The sequence below is a fragment of the Streptomyces sp. NPDC102283 genome (genome assembly GCF_044766265.1).
Classification (GTDB): domain Bacteria; phylum Actinomycetota; class Actinomycetes; order Streptomycetales; family Streptomycetaceae; genus Streptomyces.
This window is the reverse complement of the sequence record NZ_JBIWLQ010000006.1, coordinates 149,116-167,610: the sequence shown is the minus strand read 5'-3', so window position 1 is coordinate 167,610 and position 18,495 is coordinate 149,116. Positions and strand designations below refer to the sequence as shown.

Annotated in this window: 16 protein-coding genes and 1 riboswitch; of the genes, 2 read left to right on the top strand and 14 right to left on the bottom strand. The window is 70.9% G+C overall.

Annotated features, from left to right (window positions below):
* Positions 1 to 13 precede the first annotated feature (13 nt).
* The 7 genes from ACIRJT_RS14320 to ACIRJT_RS14290 all read right to left on the bottom strand — a co-directional run bounded on the left by ACIRJT_RS14320 (position 14) and on the right by ACIRJT_RS14290 (position 9,479).
* Positions 14 to 1,111: an alpha-hydroxy acid oxidase gene (locus ACIRJT_RS14320; protein WP_403908482.1), complete on the bottom strand. Its 1,098-nt coding sequence runs from the start codon at positions 1,109 to 1,111 to the stop codon at positions 14 to 16.
* A 31-nt stretch (positions 1,112 to 1,142) separates the two neighbouring features.
* Complete coding sequence (locus ACIRJT_RS14315; RefSeq protein ID WP_403908480.1) at positions 1,143 to 1,910, bottom strand: sulfite exporter TauE/SafE family protein; 768 nt, start codon at positions 1,908 to 1,910, stop codon at positions 1,143 to 1,145.
* 59 nt (positions 1,911 to 1,969) lie between these two features.
* The gene (locus ACIRJT_RS14310; RefSeq protein ID WP_403908478.1) at positions 1,970 to 2,803 is read right to left on the bottom strand and encodes a TauD/TfdA family dioxygenase; all 834 of its coding nucleotides are present in this window, start codon (positions 2,801 to 2,803) and stop codon (positions 1,970 to 1,972) included.
* A 546-nt stretch (positions 2,804 to 3,349) separates the two neighbouring features.
* On the bottom strand, positions 3,350 to 4,189 hold the full coding sequence (locus tag ACIRJT_RS14305) for an alpha/beta fold hydrolase (protein ID WP_403908476.1): 840 nt from the start codon (positions 4,187 to 4,189) through the stop codon (positions 3,350 to 3,352).
* A gap of 81 nt (positions 4,190 to 4,270) precedes the next feature.
* On the bottom strand, positions 4,271 to 7,426 hold the full coding sequence (locus tag ACIRJT_RS14300; protein ID WP_403908474.1) for a caspase family protein: 3,156 nt from the start codon (positions 7,424 to 7,426) through the stop codon (positions 4,271 to 4,273).
* Positions 7,427 to 7,882, bottom strand: coding sequence for a hypothetical protein (locus ACIRJT_RS14295; protein WP_403908473.1), 456 nt, complete (start codon positions 7,880 to 7,882; stop codon positions 7,427 to 7,429).
* Between the two features lie 127 nt (positions 7,883 to 8,009).
* Entirely contained in the window at positions 8,010 to 9,479 is a 1,470-nt protein-coding gene (locus tag ACIRJT_RS14290; RefSeq protein ID WP_403908471.1) for a DUF445 domain-containing protein, read from the bottom strand.
* Positions 9,480 to 9,576: 97 nt separating this feature from the next.
* On the opposite strand from ACIRJT_RS14290, the gene ACIRJT_RS14285 reads away from it, so the two are divergent.
* Entirely contained in the window at positions 9,577 to 10,824 is a 1,248-nt protein-coding gene (locus ACIRJT_RS14285) for an SGNH/GDSL hydrolase family protein (protein ID WP_403908469.1), read from the top strand.
* 89 nt (positions 10,825 to 10,913) lie between these two features.
* On the opposite strand, the gene ACIRJT_RS14280 is transcribed toward ACIRJT_RS14285, so the two are convergent.
* The 4 genes from ACIRJT_RS14280 to ACIRJT_RS14265 all read right to left on the bottom strand — a co-directional run bounded on the left by ACIRJT_RS14280 (position 10,914) and on the right by ACIRJT_RS14265 (position 14,478).
* On the bottom strand, positions 10,914 to 11,627 hold the full coding sequence (locus ACIRJT_RS14280; RefSeq protein WP_403908937.1) for a DUF1707 domain-containing protein: 714 nt from the start codon (positions 11,625 to 11,627) through the stop codon (positions 10,914 to 10,916).
* Between the two features lie 129 nt (positions 11,628 to 11,756).
* Entirely contained in the window at positions 11,757 to 12,767 is a 1,011-nt protein-coding gene (locus tag ACIRJT_RS14275) for an ATP-binding cassette domain-containing protein (RefSeq protein WP_403908467.1), read from the bottom strand.
* Between the two features lie 30 nt (positions 12,768 to 12,797).
* Positions 12,798 to 13,685, bottom strand: coding sequence for an ABC transporter permease (locus tag ACIRJT_RS14270; protein WP_403908465.1), 888 nt, complete (start codon positions 13,683 to 13,685; stop codon positions 12,798 to 12,800).
* Positions 13,678 to 14,478 (bottom strand): ABC transporter permease, encoded by an 801-nt coding sequence (locus tag ACIRJT_RS14265; RefSeq protein WP_403908463.1) that lies wholly within the window; start codon positions 14,476 to 14,478, stop codon positions 13,678 to 13,680. The genes ACIRJT_RS14270 and ACIRJT_RS14265 overlap by 8 nt, the downstream gene beginning before the upstream one ends.
* 197 nt (positions 14,479 to 14,675) lie before the next feature.
* On the opposite strand from ACIRJT_RS14265, the gene ACIRJT_RS14260 reads away from it, so the two are divergent.
* Positions 14,676 to 17,084: a transglycosylase domain-containing protein gene (locus ACIRJT_RS14260; protein WP_403908461.1), complete on the top strand. Its 2,409-nt coding sequence runs from the start codon at positions 14,676 to 14,678 to the stop codon at positions 17,082 to 17,084.
* A gap of 24 nt (positions 17,085 to 17,108) precedes the next feature.
* Here ACIRJT_RS14260 and ACIRJT_RS14255 read toward each other — a convergent pair whose 3' ends face one another.
* The 3 genes from ACIRJT_RS14255 to ACIRJT_RS14245 form a co-directional block, all read right to left on the bottom strand.
* The gene (locus tag ACIRJT_RS14255; protein WP_073801016.1) at positions 17,109 to 17,429 is read right to left on the bottom strand and encodes a multidrug efflux SMR transporter; all 321 of its coding nucleotides are present in this window, start codon (positions 17,427 to 17,429) and stop codon (positions 17,109 to 17,111) included.
* A gap of 39 nt (positions 17,430 to 17,468) precedes the next feature.
* Positions 17,469 to 17,539, bottom strand: a riboswitch (guanidine-III (ykkC-III) riboswitch).
* Positions 17,540 to 17,617: 78 nt separating this feature from the next.
* Positions 17,618 to 17,992, bottom strand: a complete 375-nt coding sequence (locus tag ACIRJT_RS14250) for a co-chaperone GroES (RefSeq protein WP_007450657.1) — start codon at positions 17,990 to 17,992, stop codon at positions 17,618 to 17,620.
* A gap of 84 nt (positions 17,993 to 18,076) precedes the next feature.
* Positions 18,077 to 18,394, bottom strand: coding sequence for a DUF3618 domain-containing protein (locus tag ACIRJT_RS14245; RefSeq protein WP_403908459.1), 318 nt, complete (start codon positions 18,392 to 18,394; stop codon positions 18,077 to 18,079).
* Between the last annotated feature and the right edge of the window lie 101 nt (positions 18,395 to 18,495).

The following is an 18,495-nucleotide window of genomic DNA, read 5'->3' as shown; positions in this document are numbered from 1 at the left end:
CTGCGCGTACGCCTCACCGCGCGGCCGTGCTCATGGTTCCGCGGGCGTCGACGGCGAAGTCGGCACCGATGTCGGCGACGGAGTCCGCGCCGAGCTGGAGCAGCGTGTCCTCGATCTCGCCCCTGAGGAGGTCGAGGACCGCTTCCACGCCCTGCTGTCCGGCCAGACCGAGGCCCCAGAGGTAGGGGCGGCCGATGCACACCGCGTCCGCGCCGTACGCGAGGGCCTTGACGACGTGGACGCCGGAGCGGATGCCGCCGTCCATGAGGACCAGGCCGCGGCCGTCGACGGCGGCCGCCACCTGCTCCAGGGCGAACAGGCTGGGTACCGCGCCGTCGAGCTGGCGGCCGCCGTGGTTGGAGACGATGACGCCGTCGAGGCCCAGGTCGACGCAGCGTTCGGCGTCCTCGGCCCGCAGGATGCCCTTGACCACGATCGGCAACCGCGTACGGGACCGGATCCATTCCAGGTCGTCCCAGGTCAGCGGCAGGCGCTCGATGCGCGCGCCGTCCGGGATGTCGCCGGTGAGCACGCCCAGCGCGCGCAGGTTGCCGAAGTCGACGTTCGCGGGGGTGCGGAAGCCCGCGCGCCGGGTGCTGATGCGGCGGGCCGCGTAGCTGGCGTCGACCGTGACCACGAGCGCGGTCGCGCCGGCGTCCTCCGCCAGGGCGATCGTCGCGGCGACGTCGTCGCGGGACCGGTAGGCGTAGAGCTGGAACCAGCTGTCACTGCCGACCGCGCCGGTCACCCGGGAGATGGCGTAGTGGCTGTCGGTGCTGACGATCGACACGGTGCCCGTCGACTCGGCGGCGCGGGCGGTCGCGATCTCGGCGTCCTCGTGGAGGAGGCGCTGCGGGCTCGTCGGGGCGAGCAGGACGGGCAGGGCGAGCCGCTGCCCGAGGACGGTCACCGAGGTGTCGGGCTTGACGCCCGTCCCGCCGAGGGCGCGGGGGCGCAGCCAGACCTGGTCGAAGGCCTCCGCGTTGGCACGGACCGTGAGCTGCGTGTCGGCGCCGCCCGCCACGTACGCCCAGGAAGCGGCGTCGAGAACGGACGCGGCGGCCTGCTCGTAATCGGTCAGCGTGAACAGACCGGATAATTCCCTTGCCATGGAACCTCTTCCGTCGTCGGATGAATTTCCGTCAGGCGAACTGGTCGAATCCCATCTTGGCCACCATTCCGGTGACCACCAGGACCAGGACGACCCGGACGAATCCGGATCCCCTTTTCATTGCGGTGCGCGACCCGATCATCGCGCCGGCGATGTTGCCCACGGCCATTCCCAGACCGAGGGTCCACAGGACGTTTCCCTGCCAGGCGAAGACCGCGAGTGCCCCCAGGTTGGAGGAGGCGTTGATCACCTTCGCCATGGCCGCGCTTTCCAGGAACTGTGTCGCGAGGAGCGTGGTGAAGGAAATGATGAGGAAGGTACCGACGCCGGGCCCGAACACCCCGTCGTAGAAACCGATGCCGACGCCCGCGATGAGGATGGCCGCATTACGGCGGCGCGGGGTGACGACGACGTCCGACTGCTGGACCCCGAAACTCGGCCGGAAGGCCACGAAAAGCGCCACCGTGATGAGGAGGCCCATGATGACGGGTCGGAAATAGCTCGTGGGAACGCTCGACGCGGACAGTGCGCCGAGCGCGCCGAAGGGGACCGCGAGCCCGGCGGCCGGCAGCAGGACCGAGCGGTCCAGCTTGGTGCGCCGCTGGTACATGTACGCGGCGGTCGCGGTGCCCATGACCGCCGCGATCTTGTTCGTGCCCAGCGCCACCGCCGGCGCGTACCCGGGAAAGGCCAGCAGGAGCACCGGGATGAGCAGCACCCCGCCACCGCCGACCACCGCGTCCACCCAGCCGGCCGCTGTCGCGGCGAGGAGCAGGCCGAGCACTTCGTACAGTTCCACTGTTCCTCATTCACGTGACATGGCCCCGGCTCCCGGGGCCGGGTCCTGTCGCCGCCGGGTCAGACGACCCCGCGGATCTCCGTCATCGCGGGCAGTACCCGCGGGTGCCGCATCATGCGCTGGGCCCACAGCGGGGCGCTGCGCAGCGAGTAGAACCGGCGCAGCCAGCGGTCCTGGCCGTCGTAGCGGGGGGTGAACGCGCTGCGGCCGTGGACCACGACGTGGTTGTCCAGGACGACGAGGTCGCCCGGAGCGAGCACCAGGTCGTGGCAGACCTGCTCCAGCGCCGAGGCCAGGGCCCGCAGCGCGGCCCGCGCCCGGGGGTGATCGCCCGCGGTGTTGTGCGAGTTGAAGCGCATGAACGGGCGGTCGGCCGGGCCGAAGATCACCGGATGAGGGCCGGCCGAGGGGCGGGGGCCCGGGATGTTCCGGGTGAACGAGGTCGGGTAGAGGCTGTGGAACTGCGGCTTCCGCAGCTCCGCCAGCTCGCCGTCCGTCAGCAGCGGCAGCGCGTCGCGCACGGAGGAGACACGGGTCGCGGCGATCTGCTCGTGGTCCTGGCGCAGGCAGAGCAGGCCCAGGTAGTCGGGGCGGAGCGGATGGTGCACGTTCTCGGTGTGGAAGTCGAAGGCGACCGATCCACTGTTCTCGATCCGGCTCTCCTCGCCGCGTACGGGATGTACGTCGTGGAAGAGCGCGCCGGATTGCTCGTCCTGATATCCGGTCAGCGAGCCGAGGAGGTCCGCGACGAGGACGAGGGTTCCGTTGGTCGGGTGACCGTCGAGGACATGGGCCTCGTGTGCCTGCGGAGTCTTCGGCAGTTCTCCCACCGGAACGCCGCGCAGCAAGCAGTATCCGTTGGATTCCACGTCGGCGGCGAAATCCAGGACCATTCTTCGCATTCCGTCGGGGAGGTCCATGAGGAGCCCCGATACGACGATGGGTATCGAGTCCGATAAGCGTGCGGCGAGGGAGGACAACTCGCCTACTTTCTCCGCCTCCGACTCGCTCAATCGGTAGTCGTTCAGAGCCTGGATAACCATTCCCATGATTCCTCACCGATATCCGCGTGCTGGATTTAGCATTACGGTCGGAAACTTATCCTGCGCCGATTCTCTCCGTCAACAATCGGTTTCGGACAGTGACGACTTTGGTTAACGGGCCCGACATCGGTGAGGTATTGCGCGGATAGCCGTGACACCACGCAAAGCGCGGCAAACCACCCCTCCGGGCCAGGGGTACGCGTTCGGCCGCTTCCTCCCGTTCACCGACCTGAGCTGCCTCTATGGCTCCAGATGACCGGGAGATGAACGGCCCGTACGGTCCCGCCGGACACCCTCGGGACCGCGCCACAGGGGTCACGAAGGCCCCCTGGGGTCCATTTCCCGCCACCCGAATCGACGGAAGCAGCGGTGGTGACAGGTGTGAATGGGGTCACATCAGGCCGCGAGGAAGGCCGCCATCTCCCCGTACACCGCAGCCGTGTTGTCCAGGTGGGCGTCGTGACCGGCTCCCGGAATCACACCGATCCGGGTCCCCGGGTGCCGGGCTCGCATCCGGTCCGCCTCGTCCGGCTTCATCGTGCCGTTCTCGCCCCGTACCACCAGCACCGGGCAGCGCACCCGGTCCCAGTCGTCCCAGAAGTGCCGCTGCGCGTTCTCCTGGACGGTGGCCACCATCACGTCCCGGTCGACACGGGGGCGCAGACCGCCGGGGCCCGGCACGAGCCCCGCCGCCCATGCCCGGCCCGCCGGCCCACCGCCGAAGAACGCCTCGGCCGCCTCCGCGTCCGGGAACGGCACCGGCCACGAGTCGAGCCAGTCGCCTGTCTCCTGCGGCAGTCGGGGACTCGGCCCCGCCGGGCCCGCCTCGATCAGGACCAGCGCGCGGCACACCTCCGGGTGGGCCGCCGCCGTCAGCAGCGCGGTGAGGCCGCCCATCGACTGGCCGACCAGGACCGTTTCCTCCCCGGCCAGACCGAACCGGTGCGCGACGGCGAGGACATCGCGGACGTGTGCCGCCCGCGTCACGTCCCCGGGGCGACGGGTGCTCGCCCCGCTGCCCCGGGCATCGAAGGCGACCACCCGGTGCGTGGCGGCGAACCGGGCCGCCAGCGCCTCCCACTCACCGGAATGCCCGGCCAGGCCGTGCAGCAGGAGCAGGGGCGGGCCGTCGCCGCCGTGGTCGGTGCAGAAGAGACGTACGGGACCGGTCCCGCCCGCCGCACCTCCGTCCTCCTCGCCCGTAGCGGCCGCTGCCGCTGTCGCTGTAACCGTCACCGTCGTCGTCGTGACCGCTCCCACCCGGCACCCCCGCTTCGCCGTTATGCCGTACCGCCCACCGGCCCGCCCTCGCCGCCCTCAGCTCAGCAGCTTGTTCAAGCTTCTGCGCTCACGGAAACTCCGTGTTTCGCCGAACCTGGACACGAGCGCATCGGCCTCGGCGGCCATCTTCTCCTCTCGCAGCACCTGCCACACCTCCGCCACCTCCCGCACGGGGGCGAGGAGACCGACACCGTCCAGCAGCGCGGCGAGGTGGCTCTCCCGCCCCTGCACGCTCAGCGCGGACAGAAACTCGGGAAGCCACCCGTCCGGCGACCGCTGCGCCAGCAACAGGACCGGAAGCGCGGTGGCGTCCACTGCCGGAACCACGTCCATCAGGAGAGCCAGGTCCCTCCCGGTCAGATGGGGGGCGGCACCGTGGAGAACGTCGGTGTGCCCGCCGTACGCCGATGTCCAGCCGTACCGCCGCACTTGGGAAGCGACCTCCTCCCAAGGGCTGTTCGCCCCGTAGATCCTCCGTGACTCCCAGAGCGCAAGAAGCACGGCGAGAACCGGCAGGCCGACATCGTCCCGCAGCAGTTCCTCCGACCGTCGTTGCCGAATGAACCCCGCGAAGACGCTCTCGGCGAGCAGTTCGTCGACGGGGTGGAGACGCAGATAGAGCGCGAGTACCCGCTCCGGGTCGAATCTCGCGCCCCTGCCGAACACCTGCGTCGTCAGCCAGTCGCGGTCCTGCCGACGGTCCAGCCCCGCAAGGAGCACGGACAGGTCCTGGTGGGAGAGCAGCAGCAGGTCGAGCAGCCATGTGCCGACCTCCGCCGACTCACTGCCGAGGAAGCCGTGCAGCAGGGCGGCCAGGCGATCGGGCGCATAGAAGCGCACGAACCCGTCGTTGATCCACCTCAGGTGTTCACTTCCGCGCGCTTCTTCGGCATGACCCACGCACGCCAGGGCGTGAAGCGTCGTAGAGGCGAGCCTCGGCATCGCCGAGGGCATCTCGTGCGCGAGCAGGCGGCTGCCGCCCGGCATCCCGCGGACCTCGTCGAGCACAGCGAGGAGGCCCTCCGGGCGCGCGTCGTCCGAGAACACGGAGACCTGTGAGACCGACCCTGAGCCGACGGAAGCGAGGTCAAGAACGAGATCTGCCTCGGTCTGACGCCCTGCCTCCCAGAGGCGGCACAGAAGTGGGGCGAGCCCCTTGGACGATCCACGTTTCCTGAAGAAGGGAAGCAACTTCTCCACGCTCACCACGTCCGAGAGGGTGGCAGCCTCCGCACACACCTCCTCGGCAGGGCGTTCCCAGATCGCCTCGACGAGGCGGGACGACTCGGCGGTCAGCCATGCCAGGCGAAGCTGGGCCGCCACGACCGCCGTGAGCGACACCGGTTGCTGGACCAGCCACGACAGAAGCGCTTCCGCGGCCCCCGGAACGGAGGGGCGCAGCGCGGAGATCAGGTATGCCGCGTCGGTGGGCCGTCGCCGCACCTCCTGTATCAGCAGATTCGACGCGTCGAGCGGCCGGCCGGTCTCCTGAAGTGCCTGGGTGAAGAAGACGACCTCGCCCGCCCCGCGCGCCGCGCACGCCCATCCGGCCACCGTCCGCAGCCCGGTGGTGTACGACATGCGCAGCCGTTGTGCCGCGTCGCGCAACGCGTCGTTCCTCGCATCCGCGACGGCCAGGCGTCCGATGTCGTCGGCGCCGCTGACCGCGGCACCGTGCACGGCGAGGGCCAGGTGGACCCGGCGGTGAACGGATGACTCACGGCCGAGGATTTCTTCGAGAAGCTGACGGGCCGCCTGTCTGCGTCCCGTTTCACCCATCCCCCGGAGCAGTACCGCGATCTCTTCGGGTGACTTCGACCGGCTGATCGCCGCCGGTACGGTCAGGTAGAGGGGGTAGGCCTGCTCGGTGAGCCCGTCGGCGAGCAGATGGTCGGCCATCTCCAGGCACTCCTGGGCTCGCCCGCTCACGTCGTAGATCCGGATCAGCGTGGCGAGGGCTTCGTCGCCGCCGGGCACGATGTGCATCCTCGCCAGAAGCGCGGCGACCCCCGAGGGGTCATGCTGTTCGAACGCGTGGACAAGTAACGCGTTCCGTAGGGACGGGTGCTCCCCCATGGCCAGGAACGCCTGTACCACCGCCGCTGTCGGACGCCTGCCGAGAAGGCGCATGAGGTCGTCCGAGGAGCCGTCAGCACGCAGCGCCGACAGGGCGGTCGCACAGGTCACGGCCTCCGCGGCCGGGCGCGAGGCGACCCGGTCGAGAACGAGGACCGCCGCCTCGGCTCTGTCCGCCGCCCGGAGCCGGGACACCAGCGCCGCGGTCTCCTGGACGGGCCAGGTCGTGCCCGCCACGCTCAGCAGCCTGGCCGCCTCCGCCTCCAGCCCTCCTTCGTACAGGCCGATGACGTACACGGTCAGATCGTGGACCGTCCCTCGCAGCGCGCTCTCGTGCCCGGCCGGTGACGCGGGGGCCGTCTCCCCCACCTCGGCGACCGCGGCCGGCCTGTGGCGGTTGCGTACGAGGGCGATCTTCCGGCCGTCGTTCCTCGCCCGCTGCTGCGGGACGGTGCGGCCCTTCTCCTCCAGCACGCCCCGGACGTGCCAGTAGATCGACTCCATCTCCAGGAGATCAGGACCGCCGGGAATCCCAGCGCTCAGCGTCTTGATCAGCTCACCGGTGAACGCGGTGAACCGCTCCCCCTGGTAGGCCCAGGACTGTGCTGTCTCGGACGACGCGGTCATCAGGTAGCTGCCGTCTACGCGGGCCCGCTCGATCATCGAACCCGGCGCCCCCATGTACCCGTCCATCGCGCGCCCGCTGTAGCAGCAGTCCAGCAGCACGACCTTGCTGGGGGCATGGCGGGCATCCAGCAGCACCGAGCGCAGGTCGGCGAACGGGAGTGCCCGGTAGAGGCGGTCCGCCGAGGTCCCCGGCAGCGCCAGGAACAACTCGCCCCGCAGGGAGACGAGGCCGTGCCCCGCGAAGTACAGGAGGAACGCGTCCTCGGCCCGGCCCACGGCCTCGTGGACGATGTCCAGCACCTCCGTGGGCGAGCGCGGGTCCGGCACGATGTGGCAGTTCTCCTCGGGGAGGCCCCAGAGGTCGCGGTCGGTCAGCAGCGCGGCCAGCTCTTCGATGTTGTTGGACGTCGCGGGCAGAGAGGGCAGCGACTCGTACGTGCTGACCCCGATCAGCACGGCGTGGGAGGAGGCCGGGTCGGGGAGCGGCATCTATGCGTCGTCCGTCGCGGCCGCGCGGGAGCCGTCCGCCGGCTCGCCCGCGCCCTGGACCGCCTCGCCTCCGCCCGTGTCCTCGCCTCCGCCCGTGTCCTCGCTCTCCCCGTCCTCGGCGGCCGCTCGCCGGAGCGCGGCCTCGATGCGGCGCACGGTCTCCTCGCTCCCGTCCTGGACGGTGATCGAGCCTCCCGGGTAGGTGATGGTCACCTGGGGTGCGGCCGGGCGGGTGTTGCGCCACGCCGCATAGGCGACGGCCAGATTCAGTGCCGCGATGCCCTGGGCGATGACCAGTTCGATGATTTCCAGCGTCCCCATGGCCTCGGCGTCCGGCCGGGAGACGAGACCGATCTCGGCCGACCGGCGGAGATCGGCGTCCATACGGAGCCATCGGTAGAGGTCCTGTACCTCCTGACCGTCCCGACTCTCCTCGAAGTCCAGGCCGACGCGCATACCGACTCCTCGCTGACGTACCGTCATGACATGTGGTGAACAGGTCGCACGGTCGATCTCTTCCCTGAGCCGCCGCCGACAACGACTCGGAGCGGGCTCCGGACCCGGGCCCCAGCGGCCCGGCCCCTCAGCCGCTCAACGCGTGCGACACCGTGTAGATCGCCAGGCCCGCCAGCGCGCCGACCACCGTGCCGTTGATCCGGATGAACTGGAGGTCGCGGCCGATGTGCGCCTCGATCTTCTTCGAGGTCTGGTCCGCGTCCCAGCCCGCCACCGTCTCACTGATCAGCGAGGTGATCTCCGCGCGGTACGTCGTCACGACGTACACCGCGGCGTCCTCCAGCCAACCGTCCAGCTTGCCCTGGAGCCGTTCGTCGCTCGACAGCCGCGCACCCAGCGACATCAGCGAGGCGCGCGCCCGCAGGCGCAGTTCGCTGCGCTCGTCCTCCGCCGCCGAGAGGATCATCGTCCGCACGGAGGACCAGGCCGAGGCGATGACGTCCTGGACCTCCCCGCGGCCCAGGATCTCCGACTTCAGCCGCTCCACCCGGGCCCGGGTGTCGGCGTCGCTCTGGAGGTCGGACGCGAAGTCGGTCAGGAACGTGTCGATCGAGCCGCGCGCCGGGTGCTCCGGCATGTCCCGCATCTCCGTGACGAACCGCAGCAGTTCCTTGTAGACCCGCTCCCCCACCCGCTTGTCCACGAACCGCGGCGTCCAGCCGGGGGCTCCGCCCTGCACCGCGTTCATCACCGAGTCGCCGTGCTCCACCAGCCAGTCGTGCGCCCGTACGCAGACGAGGTCGACGACCTTGCGGTGGCCTCCGTCCGTGACGACCTTCTCCAGCATCTTGCCGAGGCCCGGGCCGACCTCCACCGCGTCCGCGCGCCGGGTGATGGCCTCGCCGACCACCGCCTGCACATCGGAATCCCGAAGGACCGTCAGCGCACCGCGCAGGGCGGTCGCCAGCTCGGCGGTGACCCGGTCGGCGTGGGCCGGCTCCGCGAGCCACACACCGAGCCTCCGACCGACCCCCAGAGCGTGAATTCGGTCACGAATGACGTCTCCGGAGAGAAAGTTCTCGCCAACGAAGGAACCGAGGGACTGTCCCAGCTGATCCTTCTTGGTGGGGATGATGGCTGTGTGCGGAATGGGCAGGCCGAGCGGGCGCCGGAAGAGCGCCGTCACGGCGAACCAGTCCGCCAGCGCACCCACCATCCCCGCCTCGGCAGCCGCCGCGACGTAGCCCGGCCAGCCCCCCACGCCTGAGTTCTTCGCCCAGGTGGCCAGGACGTAGACGAGCGCGACGAGCAGAAGGAGGCCGGTGGCCGTGAGTTTCATGCGCCGTACGCCGCGCTGTTTCTCCTCGTCGGCGGCGGTGTACGCGAACGAGGCCAGCGGGCCCGCCCCCGGCCCCCGTGTCCGCTCCGACGGGTCCTGCGCCGGGTCCTGTGCCCGCAACGCCGTACGCTCCGACGGGTCCTGCGACTGCTGCTCCACCTCCTGCACCGCGTCCTCGCCCTGCTCCTGCTCGCCGGATCCGGTCCGTTCCATCCGCTCCACCCGTCCGCGTGCGCCTCGCCCCCGTGACGTACGCATTGTCCCTACCTCCCCTACTCCCGGGCCGCACGTCGAGTTCCCGACGGCCTGTCGCATCATGGGACCAGCACGATCATCACAAGGAGAAACACCGCACATGCCCAGGCGCCAGGGGTATGCCCTGCTCATCGCCCTAGTGGCGGGCACAGCCGTGCTCGCCGCCGCCGTCGCCTTCGCCACGACGCTGCTCTCCGGCCCCCGGTCGACACCGCTCCCACCCTCCGAGACGCAGGCCGCGGCCCGTAACCCGGTCGACCCCGCCACCTCGGGCGGCAAGTGGATCGCCACCTGGGCCGCCGCGCCCGTCGGCGCCGAACCGGGCACCGAGGACGGACTGCCCGGGCGCACCATCCGTAACGTCGTGCACACCAGCATCGGCGGAGAGGTCGCCCGCATCACCCTGTCGAACCTCTTCGGCACGGGACCCCTGGTCGTCGACCAGGCCACCGTCAACACCCGGCCGGTGACCTTCGAGGGCGCCTCCGCCGTCACCGTCGCGGCGGGCGGACAGGTCATCAGCGACCCGGTCGTCGTACCCGTGGCCCCCGACTCCGACCTCCAGGTCAGCTTCCGCACCCCGCGGGCGGGCGGGCCGGTCACCTACCACCCCTACACGCACCAGACCTCGTACCTGATCGACGAACGCGGCACCTGGTCCACCACCAACTGGCGCTACCTGACCGCCGTGGACGTCCGCAGTGCGAGCGCGCGCGGCGCGATCGTCGCCCTCGGCGACTCCCTGACCGCGGGCAGCGGCTCCACCACCGACGCCAACGCGCGCTGGAGCGACGTCCTCGCCGACCGGCTGGGCGGCCGGTACGGGGTCGCCAACGCGGGCATCGCGGGCAACCGGATCGTGGGCATCGGCCGCGGCACCGGGGGCCAGTCGGGCACCGACCGCTACGACCGCGACGTCCTGGCGGTCGCCGGGGCCCGGACGGTCGTCGTGGCGCTCGGCATCAACGACGTACAGCAGTACCCGCAGGAGGCCGACCCGCAGCGCGTCGTGGACAGCCTGCGCGCCCTCACCGACCGGGCGCACGCCCGAGGGCTGAGCGTCGTCGGCGCGACGCTGACCCCGTTCGAGGGCTTCGCCACCTGGACGCCCCAGCGCGAAGCCGTGCGCCAGGCGGTCAACCAGCAGATCCGGGCGGGCACGGTCTTCGACGCGTACGTGGACTTCGACGCGGCGGTCCGCGACCCCGCCGCGCCGAACCGGCTCCTCTTCTCGTACGACTCCGGCGACCACCTGCACCTCAACGACGACGGGTACCGCGCACTCGGCGACCGGCTGGACCTGAAGGTCCTGGACCGGGCAGGCGCCCCCCGGTCCGACGCGCTGTGAGGCGCTGAGGGGCGCCAAGGGGCGCTGTGAGGCGCTGAAGGGCGAGGGAGCCGATGAGCCCGTATACGGCGGACCTGGGGCCCGGCCTGTCAGAGTTCCTTGCGGCCGCCGCCCGCCGCGCCGCCGTCCGGGCCCTCCAGCTCGCGCCGGCGGCGCGCCTCCCGTTCGGCCTCCTTCGCCTCCTTCAGCCGGCGGCGCTCCGCCTTGGTCCGCTTGCGGTCCACGCCGACGCCGCCCATCAGCGCGAAGCCGGTGATCCGCACGTACGGGGCGTCCGGGGCGGGCTCGCCGTCCTCGTTGGAGCCCTCCCCGAAACCTCCCATGATGCCGACGCCCCTGACATCGACGTTCAGCTCGGGCGGCGCGGTCACCTGGATGCCGCCCATGACGGTGATGCAGCGGATGACGGTCTCGCGGTCCTCGAAGTTCGCCTCGCGCAGATCGATCTCGCCGCCGCCCCACATCGCGAACGCGGTGAACGTCCGGCCGACCGTCCAGCGGCCCCTGCGGTTGAACGCGCCCCACAGGGCGAACGCCCCCTTCGAGGTGGCGTTGCCGCCGATCCTCGCGGGCCAGTTCGCGGCGGAGCCCCGCAGCGGGGCGGGCGCGGACGAGCCGACCGGAGCGACCACCGAGCCCGGCGCCGGAAGGTCCTGGACCAACGGCTCCAACTCTCCGTGCGTGCGGGCCTTGTAGGCCGTTTCGAGGCGCTGGTCGAACTCGTCCATATCCAGTCGGCCCTCGGCCACCGCCTCGCGCAGCAGTTCCGCGATCCGCTCACGTTCGGCATCGGAGGCGCGCATGTCCGGACTCTCACTTGTCATACCGCGCAGCCTATTGAACGCACCCGTTCCCGGCACAGACATGCAGGCCCACGACCTGCGCGCGCCGCACCGGGAGAGTGCCCGCCGCGCCGCCCGGGTCGGTGCCCGTCACGGCGCGGACTCGTACATCCTCGCGATCACGGCCTCGATGTCCGGCTCCCGTACCGAGAGGTCGACCAGCGGGTAGTCCGCGGCGATCCTCGCCACCAGCGGGGCCGCCGACGCGGCGGCGGGGAACGCCAGCCACTGGCGCGGGCCCTCCACCTTGACCGCCCGCAGGACCGGCCCACCGCCCGCGCCCTCCGAATCCAGCACGATCGGAGGCAGTTCGCTCTCCAGGTCCACCACGAGCATGCGCTCGCTCTCCCCCACCTCGTGGAGGCCCGCCAGCGAACCGTCGTACATCAGACGGCCGTGGTCGATCACCATCACCCGGTTGCACAACTGCTCGATGTCGGTGAGGTCGTGCGTCGTCAGCAGGACCGTCGTCCCGCGCTCGGTGTTCAACTCCTTCAGGAACTGCCGCACCTTGGCCTTGGAGATCACATCGAGGCCGATCGTCGGCTCGTCCAGGTAGAGCACCTCCGGATCGTGCAGCAGCGCCGCCGCGATGTCGCCGCGCATCCGCTGCCCCAGCGAGAGCTGCCGTACGGGGACTTCCAACAGCTCGCCCAGATCGAGGAGTTCGACGCAGCGGTCCAGATTCTCCCGGTAACGCCGGTCGGGGATCCGGTACATGCGGTGCATCAGCCGGTACGAGTCGCGCAGCGGCAGGTCCCACCAGAGGGTGGTCCGCTGGCCGAAGACGACACCGATGCGGTGCGCCAGACGCGTACGTTCGCGGGAGGGGTCGATGCCCGCGACCCGCAGCCGGCCGCCGCTCGGGGTGAGGATGCCCGTCAGCATCTTGATCGTGGTCGACTTCCCGGCCCCGTTGGGGCCGATGTAGCCGACCATCTCGCCGCGCGCGACCTGGAAGCTGATCCCGTCCACCGCCCGCACCTCGCGGCGCTCGCGGCGCAGCGGTCCGGTGCGGCGGCGGACCTGGAAGACCTTCTCGACGCCTTCGAGGGTGATGAAGCCTTCGCCGCCGGTGCCCGTGGTCGTGCCGTCACCCATGCCCGTACCCTCCTCCGTGATCATTCCCGCTCAACTTCCCGTGCTCCGGTACGCCCGCAGCCCCGCCCGCCACGCGAGCCCCGCCAGCCCCCAGCAGGCCACCGCCACCAGCGGCGGCAGGAACGCCACCCACTCCGGCAGATCGACGGGGTACTCCCGGTCCAGCACGTACAGCGCGGGCAGCCAGCTGACGAAGGCCAGCGGCACCACGAACGTCACCCCGCGCACGAGGTCCTTCGCGAAGATCGTGGGCGGGTACTGGAGCAGCGTCGTCCCGCCGTACGTGAAGGAGTTCTGCACCTCCGAGGCGTCCTGCGCGATGAACTGGAACGCCGCCCCCGCGACGAAGATCGCCCCGAAGATCGCCGCGCCGCTCACCACCATCATCGGCAGCATCAGCACCTTCAGCGGCGTCCACGCGATGTCCAGGGAGACCAGCGCGTAGCCGAGGACCAGCAGCCCCTGCGTGATCCGCCCCAGCCGGCGCAGCGCGAACCGGTCCGCCGCGACCTGCGCCAGCACCGGGACCGGCCGCACCAGCAGGGTGTCGAGCGTCCCGTCCCGGACCCGGCGGCCCACCCGGTCCATCGAGCCCAGCAGCAGATCGCAGAGCCCGAACGCGGTGGCCGACAGCCCGTACAGCAGGGCGATCTCGGGCAGGGTGTAGCCGCCCAGCGCGTCGACGTGCGTGAACATCAGCAGGATCGTCACGAAGTCGAAGGCCGTCACCGCGAAGTCCCCGAACACCGTCATGGCGAACGAGGCCCGGTACGCCATCGTCGAGCGCACCCACATGGCCATGATCAGCCCGTACGCCCGGACGCCCTCCAGCAGCCGGGGCCGCTCCGGGAACGGGAACACCTCCGGCACCTCGGGCGCTCCGGCCTTCCCGTCCGTCCGCACCACGCTCTCAGCCACCCTGCACCACCACCCTCCTGGTCGCCGCGGTCTGCAGCAGGCGGCCCGCCAGCAGCAGCACCACCGCCCAGCCGCCCTGGAACGCGTACGCCTCCACCAGCCCCCACCCCGTGTGCTTGCCGAGGAACACATCGGCCGGGACCTGGAGCAGCGAGGACCACGGCAGCGTCCGCGCCACCTCCCCCAGCAGCCCGGGGAACAGGTTCAGCGGCAGCAGCATCCCGGAGAAGAACAGCCCGGCCAGCGACACGATCCGCATCGCGCCCGCCCCGTCCATCAGCCAGAACGCCGACATCGCGACCAGATAGCGCAGCGCGAAGCTGACCACCACACCCAGGAACACCGAGACGAAGAACGCCGGCCAGGTCCACAGCGATCCCGGGAGCGCCAGATCGAAGGCGAGCGCCCCCAGGAACATCGGTACGACACCGCGCCCCAGGAGATGGAAAGCCGCCCGGCCCAGGTCGCTCGCCATCCACCACAGCTGGAGGTCGACCGGACGGTACAGGTCGACGGCGATGTCCCCCGTGCGGATACGCTCCGTCAACTCGTCCTCGAAGCCGCCGCCCATCATGGCGCAGGCCATCAGCAGGGCCTGCCCGAGCCAGACGTAGGTCAGCGCCTGGGACGTGTCGTACCCGCCGAGCTGCGGACGTGCGTCCCACAGGGCGATGTAGGTGTACGCCATGATGAAACCGAAGACCGTGTTGGTGAACACCCCCGCGGCCGTAGCCGTCCGGTAGGTGGCGTAGCGCCGGAACGCACCCCCCGCCACCACCGCGTAGAGCCGCACGTCGTCCCCTCTCCCCCGCCACCACCGGCTCCCGACACCAAAGCGCACGAGCCTAGTGCAGGCGCCCCGGCCCCCGCGACCGTGTTTCCGGGACGGCGGTGACGACCGGTGGAGGGAACGACCCGGGGAGAACCGAAGGTTTCCGGACGAAACGGGCACTATGGGGTAACTGACCACGCCCGAGGAGCCCCACGGACATGAGCGACGAGTCACAGCACTGGGCCCCCCGCGACCCCTCGGGCGCGGCGGCCGCACCCGGGAGCCACCGGGGAGAGCCGCCGGGGAACGGCGGGAAGAACCGGAAGGACCGGGACCGGAAGGACCGGGACCGGAAGGACCGGAAGAACCGCGGGGAGCGGCGCACCGGCTGGCGGCGCGCCATCCCCACCTGGCGGATGGCGCTCGGCACCGTCCTGGGCCTCGCCCTCCTCCTCATCGGCGGATTCGTCGCCGGATACCAGTTCGTCGACATCCCGGCCGCCAACGCCGCGGCCACCGCCCAGTCCAACGTCTACCTCTACAGCGACGGCAGCGTCATCGCCCGGGACGGCGACGTGAACCGGGAGAAGGTCAAGCTCTCCCAGGTCCCCGCGACCGTCCAGCACGCCGTGCTGGCCGCCGAGGACCGGGACTTCTACTCCGATCGCGCCGTGGACGTGAAGGCGATGGTCCGGGCCGGCTGGAACACCATGACCGGCAAGGGCAAGCAGGGCGGCTCGACGATCACCCAGCAGTACGTGAAGAACTACTACCTCGGCCAGGAGCGGACCGTCGTGCGCAAGGCCAAGGAGTTCTTCATCGCGGTCAAGCTCAACCGCGAGGAGACCAAGGACCAGATCTTCGAGGGCTACCTCAACACCAGCTACTTCGGACGCAACGCCTACGGCATCCAGGCCGCCGCCCAGGCGTACTACGGCAAGAACGTCGAGGACCTCAGCACCGCCGAGGGCGCCTACCTCGCCTCCCTGCTGAACGCCCCCAGCGCCTACGACGTCGTCGCCCACCCCGAGAACAAGCCCGCCGCCCAGCACCGCTGGAACTACGTCCTGGACGGCATGGTCAAGGAGAACTGGCTCGACTCGGCCGAACGGGCGACGACGGACTTCCCCACCCCCGGCGAGGCCAGACCGCCGACCGGACTCTCCGGACAGCGCGGCTACATCGTGCAGGCCGTCGAGGACCACCTGAACCGGCGCGGCATCCTCGACGAGAAGACCCTCGCCACCGGCGGCTACCGCATCACCACGACCCTCGACAAGGCCAAGCAGGACGCCTTCGTCAAGGCCGTCGACACCAACGTGATGTCCAGGACCAGCGCCCGACGCAAGGCCGACCGCAACGTCCGCGTCGGCGGGGCCTCGATCGTCCCCGCCACCGGCGAGGTCGTCGCCCTGTACGGCGGCATCGACTACACGAAGCAGTACGTCAGCAACGCGACCCGCCGCGACTACCAGGTCGGCTCCGTCTTCAAACCGTTCGTCCTCACCTCCGCCGTCGTCAACGACTCCACCACCCAGGACGGCGAACGCATCACGCCCAACACCGTCTACGACGGCGCCAACAAACGCATGGTCGTCGGCGTGCAGGGCCCCACCGACTACGCCCCCGCCAACGAGGACGACGTCGACTACGGCGACATCACCGTGCGCACCGCCACCGACAAGTCCGTCAACTCCGTCTACGCGCAGATGGCCCAGGACGTCGGCCCCGGAAAGGTCCGGGACACCGCCGTCGCCCTCGGCATCCCCACCGACACCCCCGACCTCACCGCCTCCCCCTCCATCGCGCTCGGCACCGCCAACGCCAGTGTCCTGGACATGACCGAGGCGTACGCCACCCTCGCCGACCACGGCCGGCACGGCAGACACGTCCTCGTCGGCAAGGTCACCAAGGACGGCACGGAGATCGAGCTGCCCGAGCGCACGACCGACCAGGCCGTCAGCCGCGAGGCCGCCGACACCACCACCGCCGTGCTGCGCGGCGTCGTGGAGGGCGGCACCGGCACGGCGGCCCAGGCCGTGGGCCGCCCCGCCGCGGGCAAGACCGGCACCGCCGAGGAGGACCGGGCCGCCTGGTTCGCCGGGTACACCCCCGACCTCGCGACCGTCGTCGCCGTGATGGGCCAGAACCCGGACACGGGCGCCCAGACCCCGCTGTACGGAGCCTTCGGCCTGCCCCGCGTCAACGGCGGCGGCGCCCCGGCCGAGACCTGGGCCGCCTACACGGAAGCGGCGCTGCGCTCCTCCCCGGCCAAGGAGTTCGACCTGGAGACGGCACCCGGCTCCGACGAGGAGGACGAACCCCCGCTCGACGAGAACCCCGACGGCGGCACGGACCCGCCCTCCTCGTCGGAGCCCACCACCGGCCCCTCCGACACCACCGAGAGCGATCCGGCCGGCAGCATCCCGCCCACGTCCGGCACGGACACCGGCGGGACGGGCGGCACCGACGGCGGAACGAACGACACCGCCGGCGCCACGGGTGGCTCCGGAGAAACAAGGAGCACCAGCGGCACCGGCGGTGACGGGGATGGTGACAGCGGGGGCGGCGGAGGCGCCGTCGAGGGCGCCTCCGGCCCCGGCCTGCCCGGGGACCGCCCGGTATGACCGGGGACCGCCCGAGCGCGTACGTCAGTGCCCGGAGGTCGCCTTCAGGCCGACCACGGCCACCAGCAGCAGACAGACGAAGAAGATCCGGGCAGCGGTCGCCGGCTCGTTCAACGCGACCATGCCCACGATCGCCGCACCGGCCGCGCCGATACCGACCCACACCCCGTACGCCGTACCGATCGGCAGCGTCTTCGCCGCATGGGACAGCAACACCATGCTCGCCACGATCCCGAGGCCGGTGAACACGCTCGGCCACAGCCGGGTGAACCCCTCGGTGTACTTCATGCCGATCGACCAGCCCACTTCGAGCACACCGGCAATGATCAACAGAACCCAGGCCATGACTGGCACCTCCGACGACGAACCACGTGAACAGAAACGGGTGCGTCGTCTTTGCAGGCCCGGTACGGCGCGTCTCGTCGGGATGGTCCCACCGTAGCAAAGAACAGGGAAAGGGCCTGGTGACACCGGTCACCAGGCCCCGAACAGCCACGGCCGCCCACGGACCCCCAAGGAGCCGTCAGCGAGCCCTACAGATACAACCCGGTCGAATCCACCGAACCCTCGAACCGGTCGGCGGCCACCGCGTGCAGATCGCGCTCCCGCATCAGGACGTACGCCACGCCCCGCACCTCGACCTCGGCGCGGTCCTCGGGGTCGTACAGCACACGGTCGCCGGGCTCCACCGTCCGCACGTTCTGCCCGACCGCGACGACGACGGCCCAGGCGAGGCGCCGGCCCACCGCGGCCGTGGCCGGGATCAGGATGCCGCCGCCGGAGCGCCGCTCGCCCTCGGAGGCGTCGTTCCGCACCAGCACCCGGTCGTGCAGCATCCGGATGGGCAGCTTGTCGTCGTCGGCGGAGCCGGTGGCGCCGCGATGGCCCTCGTGGGTGTTGTCGCTCACGACCGCAACCTACCTGCCGGGCCCCGGACCGTACGCCTCCGGGTGCGGAACGCCACCGGACGCGCACCGGCCGACCACCACCGGCTACCTGCGGCGGCGGCTGGACACGGTGAGCAGCCCCACCACACCGACCACCAGCAGAGCCGCGGGAATCACCCGCTCAAGCCGCGGAGAGCCGTCCTCCGCGACGAACTGCGCCTTCACCTCCGACACCGAGCGGTTCACCGCGACGAAGGCACGGCCGGCCGTCCGGTCCACGGACTGGGCCGCCTTCGCCTTGGCGTCTCCGATGATCGTCTTCGGGTGTACCCGCACCCCGATCTCGTCGAGCACCACAGCGAGCTGCTCGCGCCTGCTGATGATGTCCGCCTCGATCTGCGCAGGGGTCCTGGCATCCGACACTGCGCCGCCTCCGTGGTCGTCGTCCGGTAAACCTTCGTCTGAACCTTCATCGACAGTCTGTCAGCTCGAACCCCCGCACACCCGGCGGCACCCCTATTACC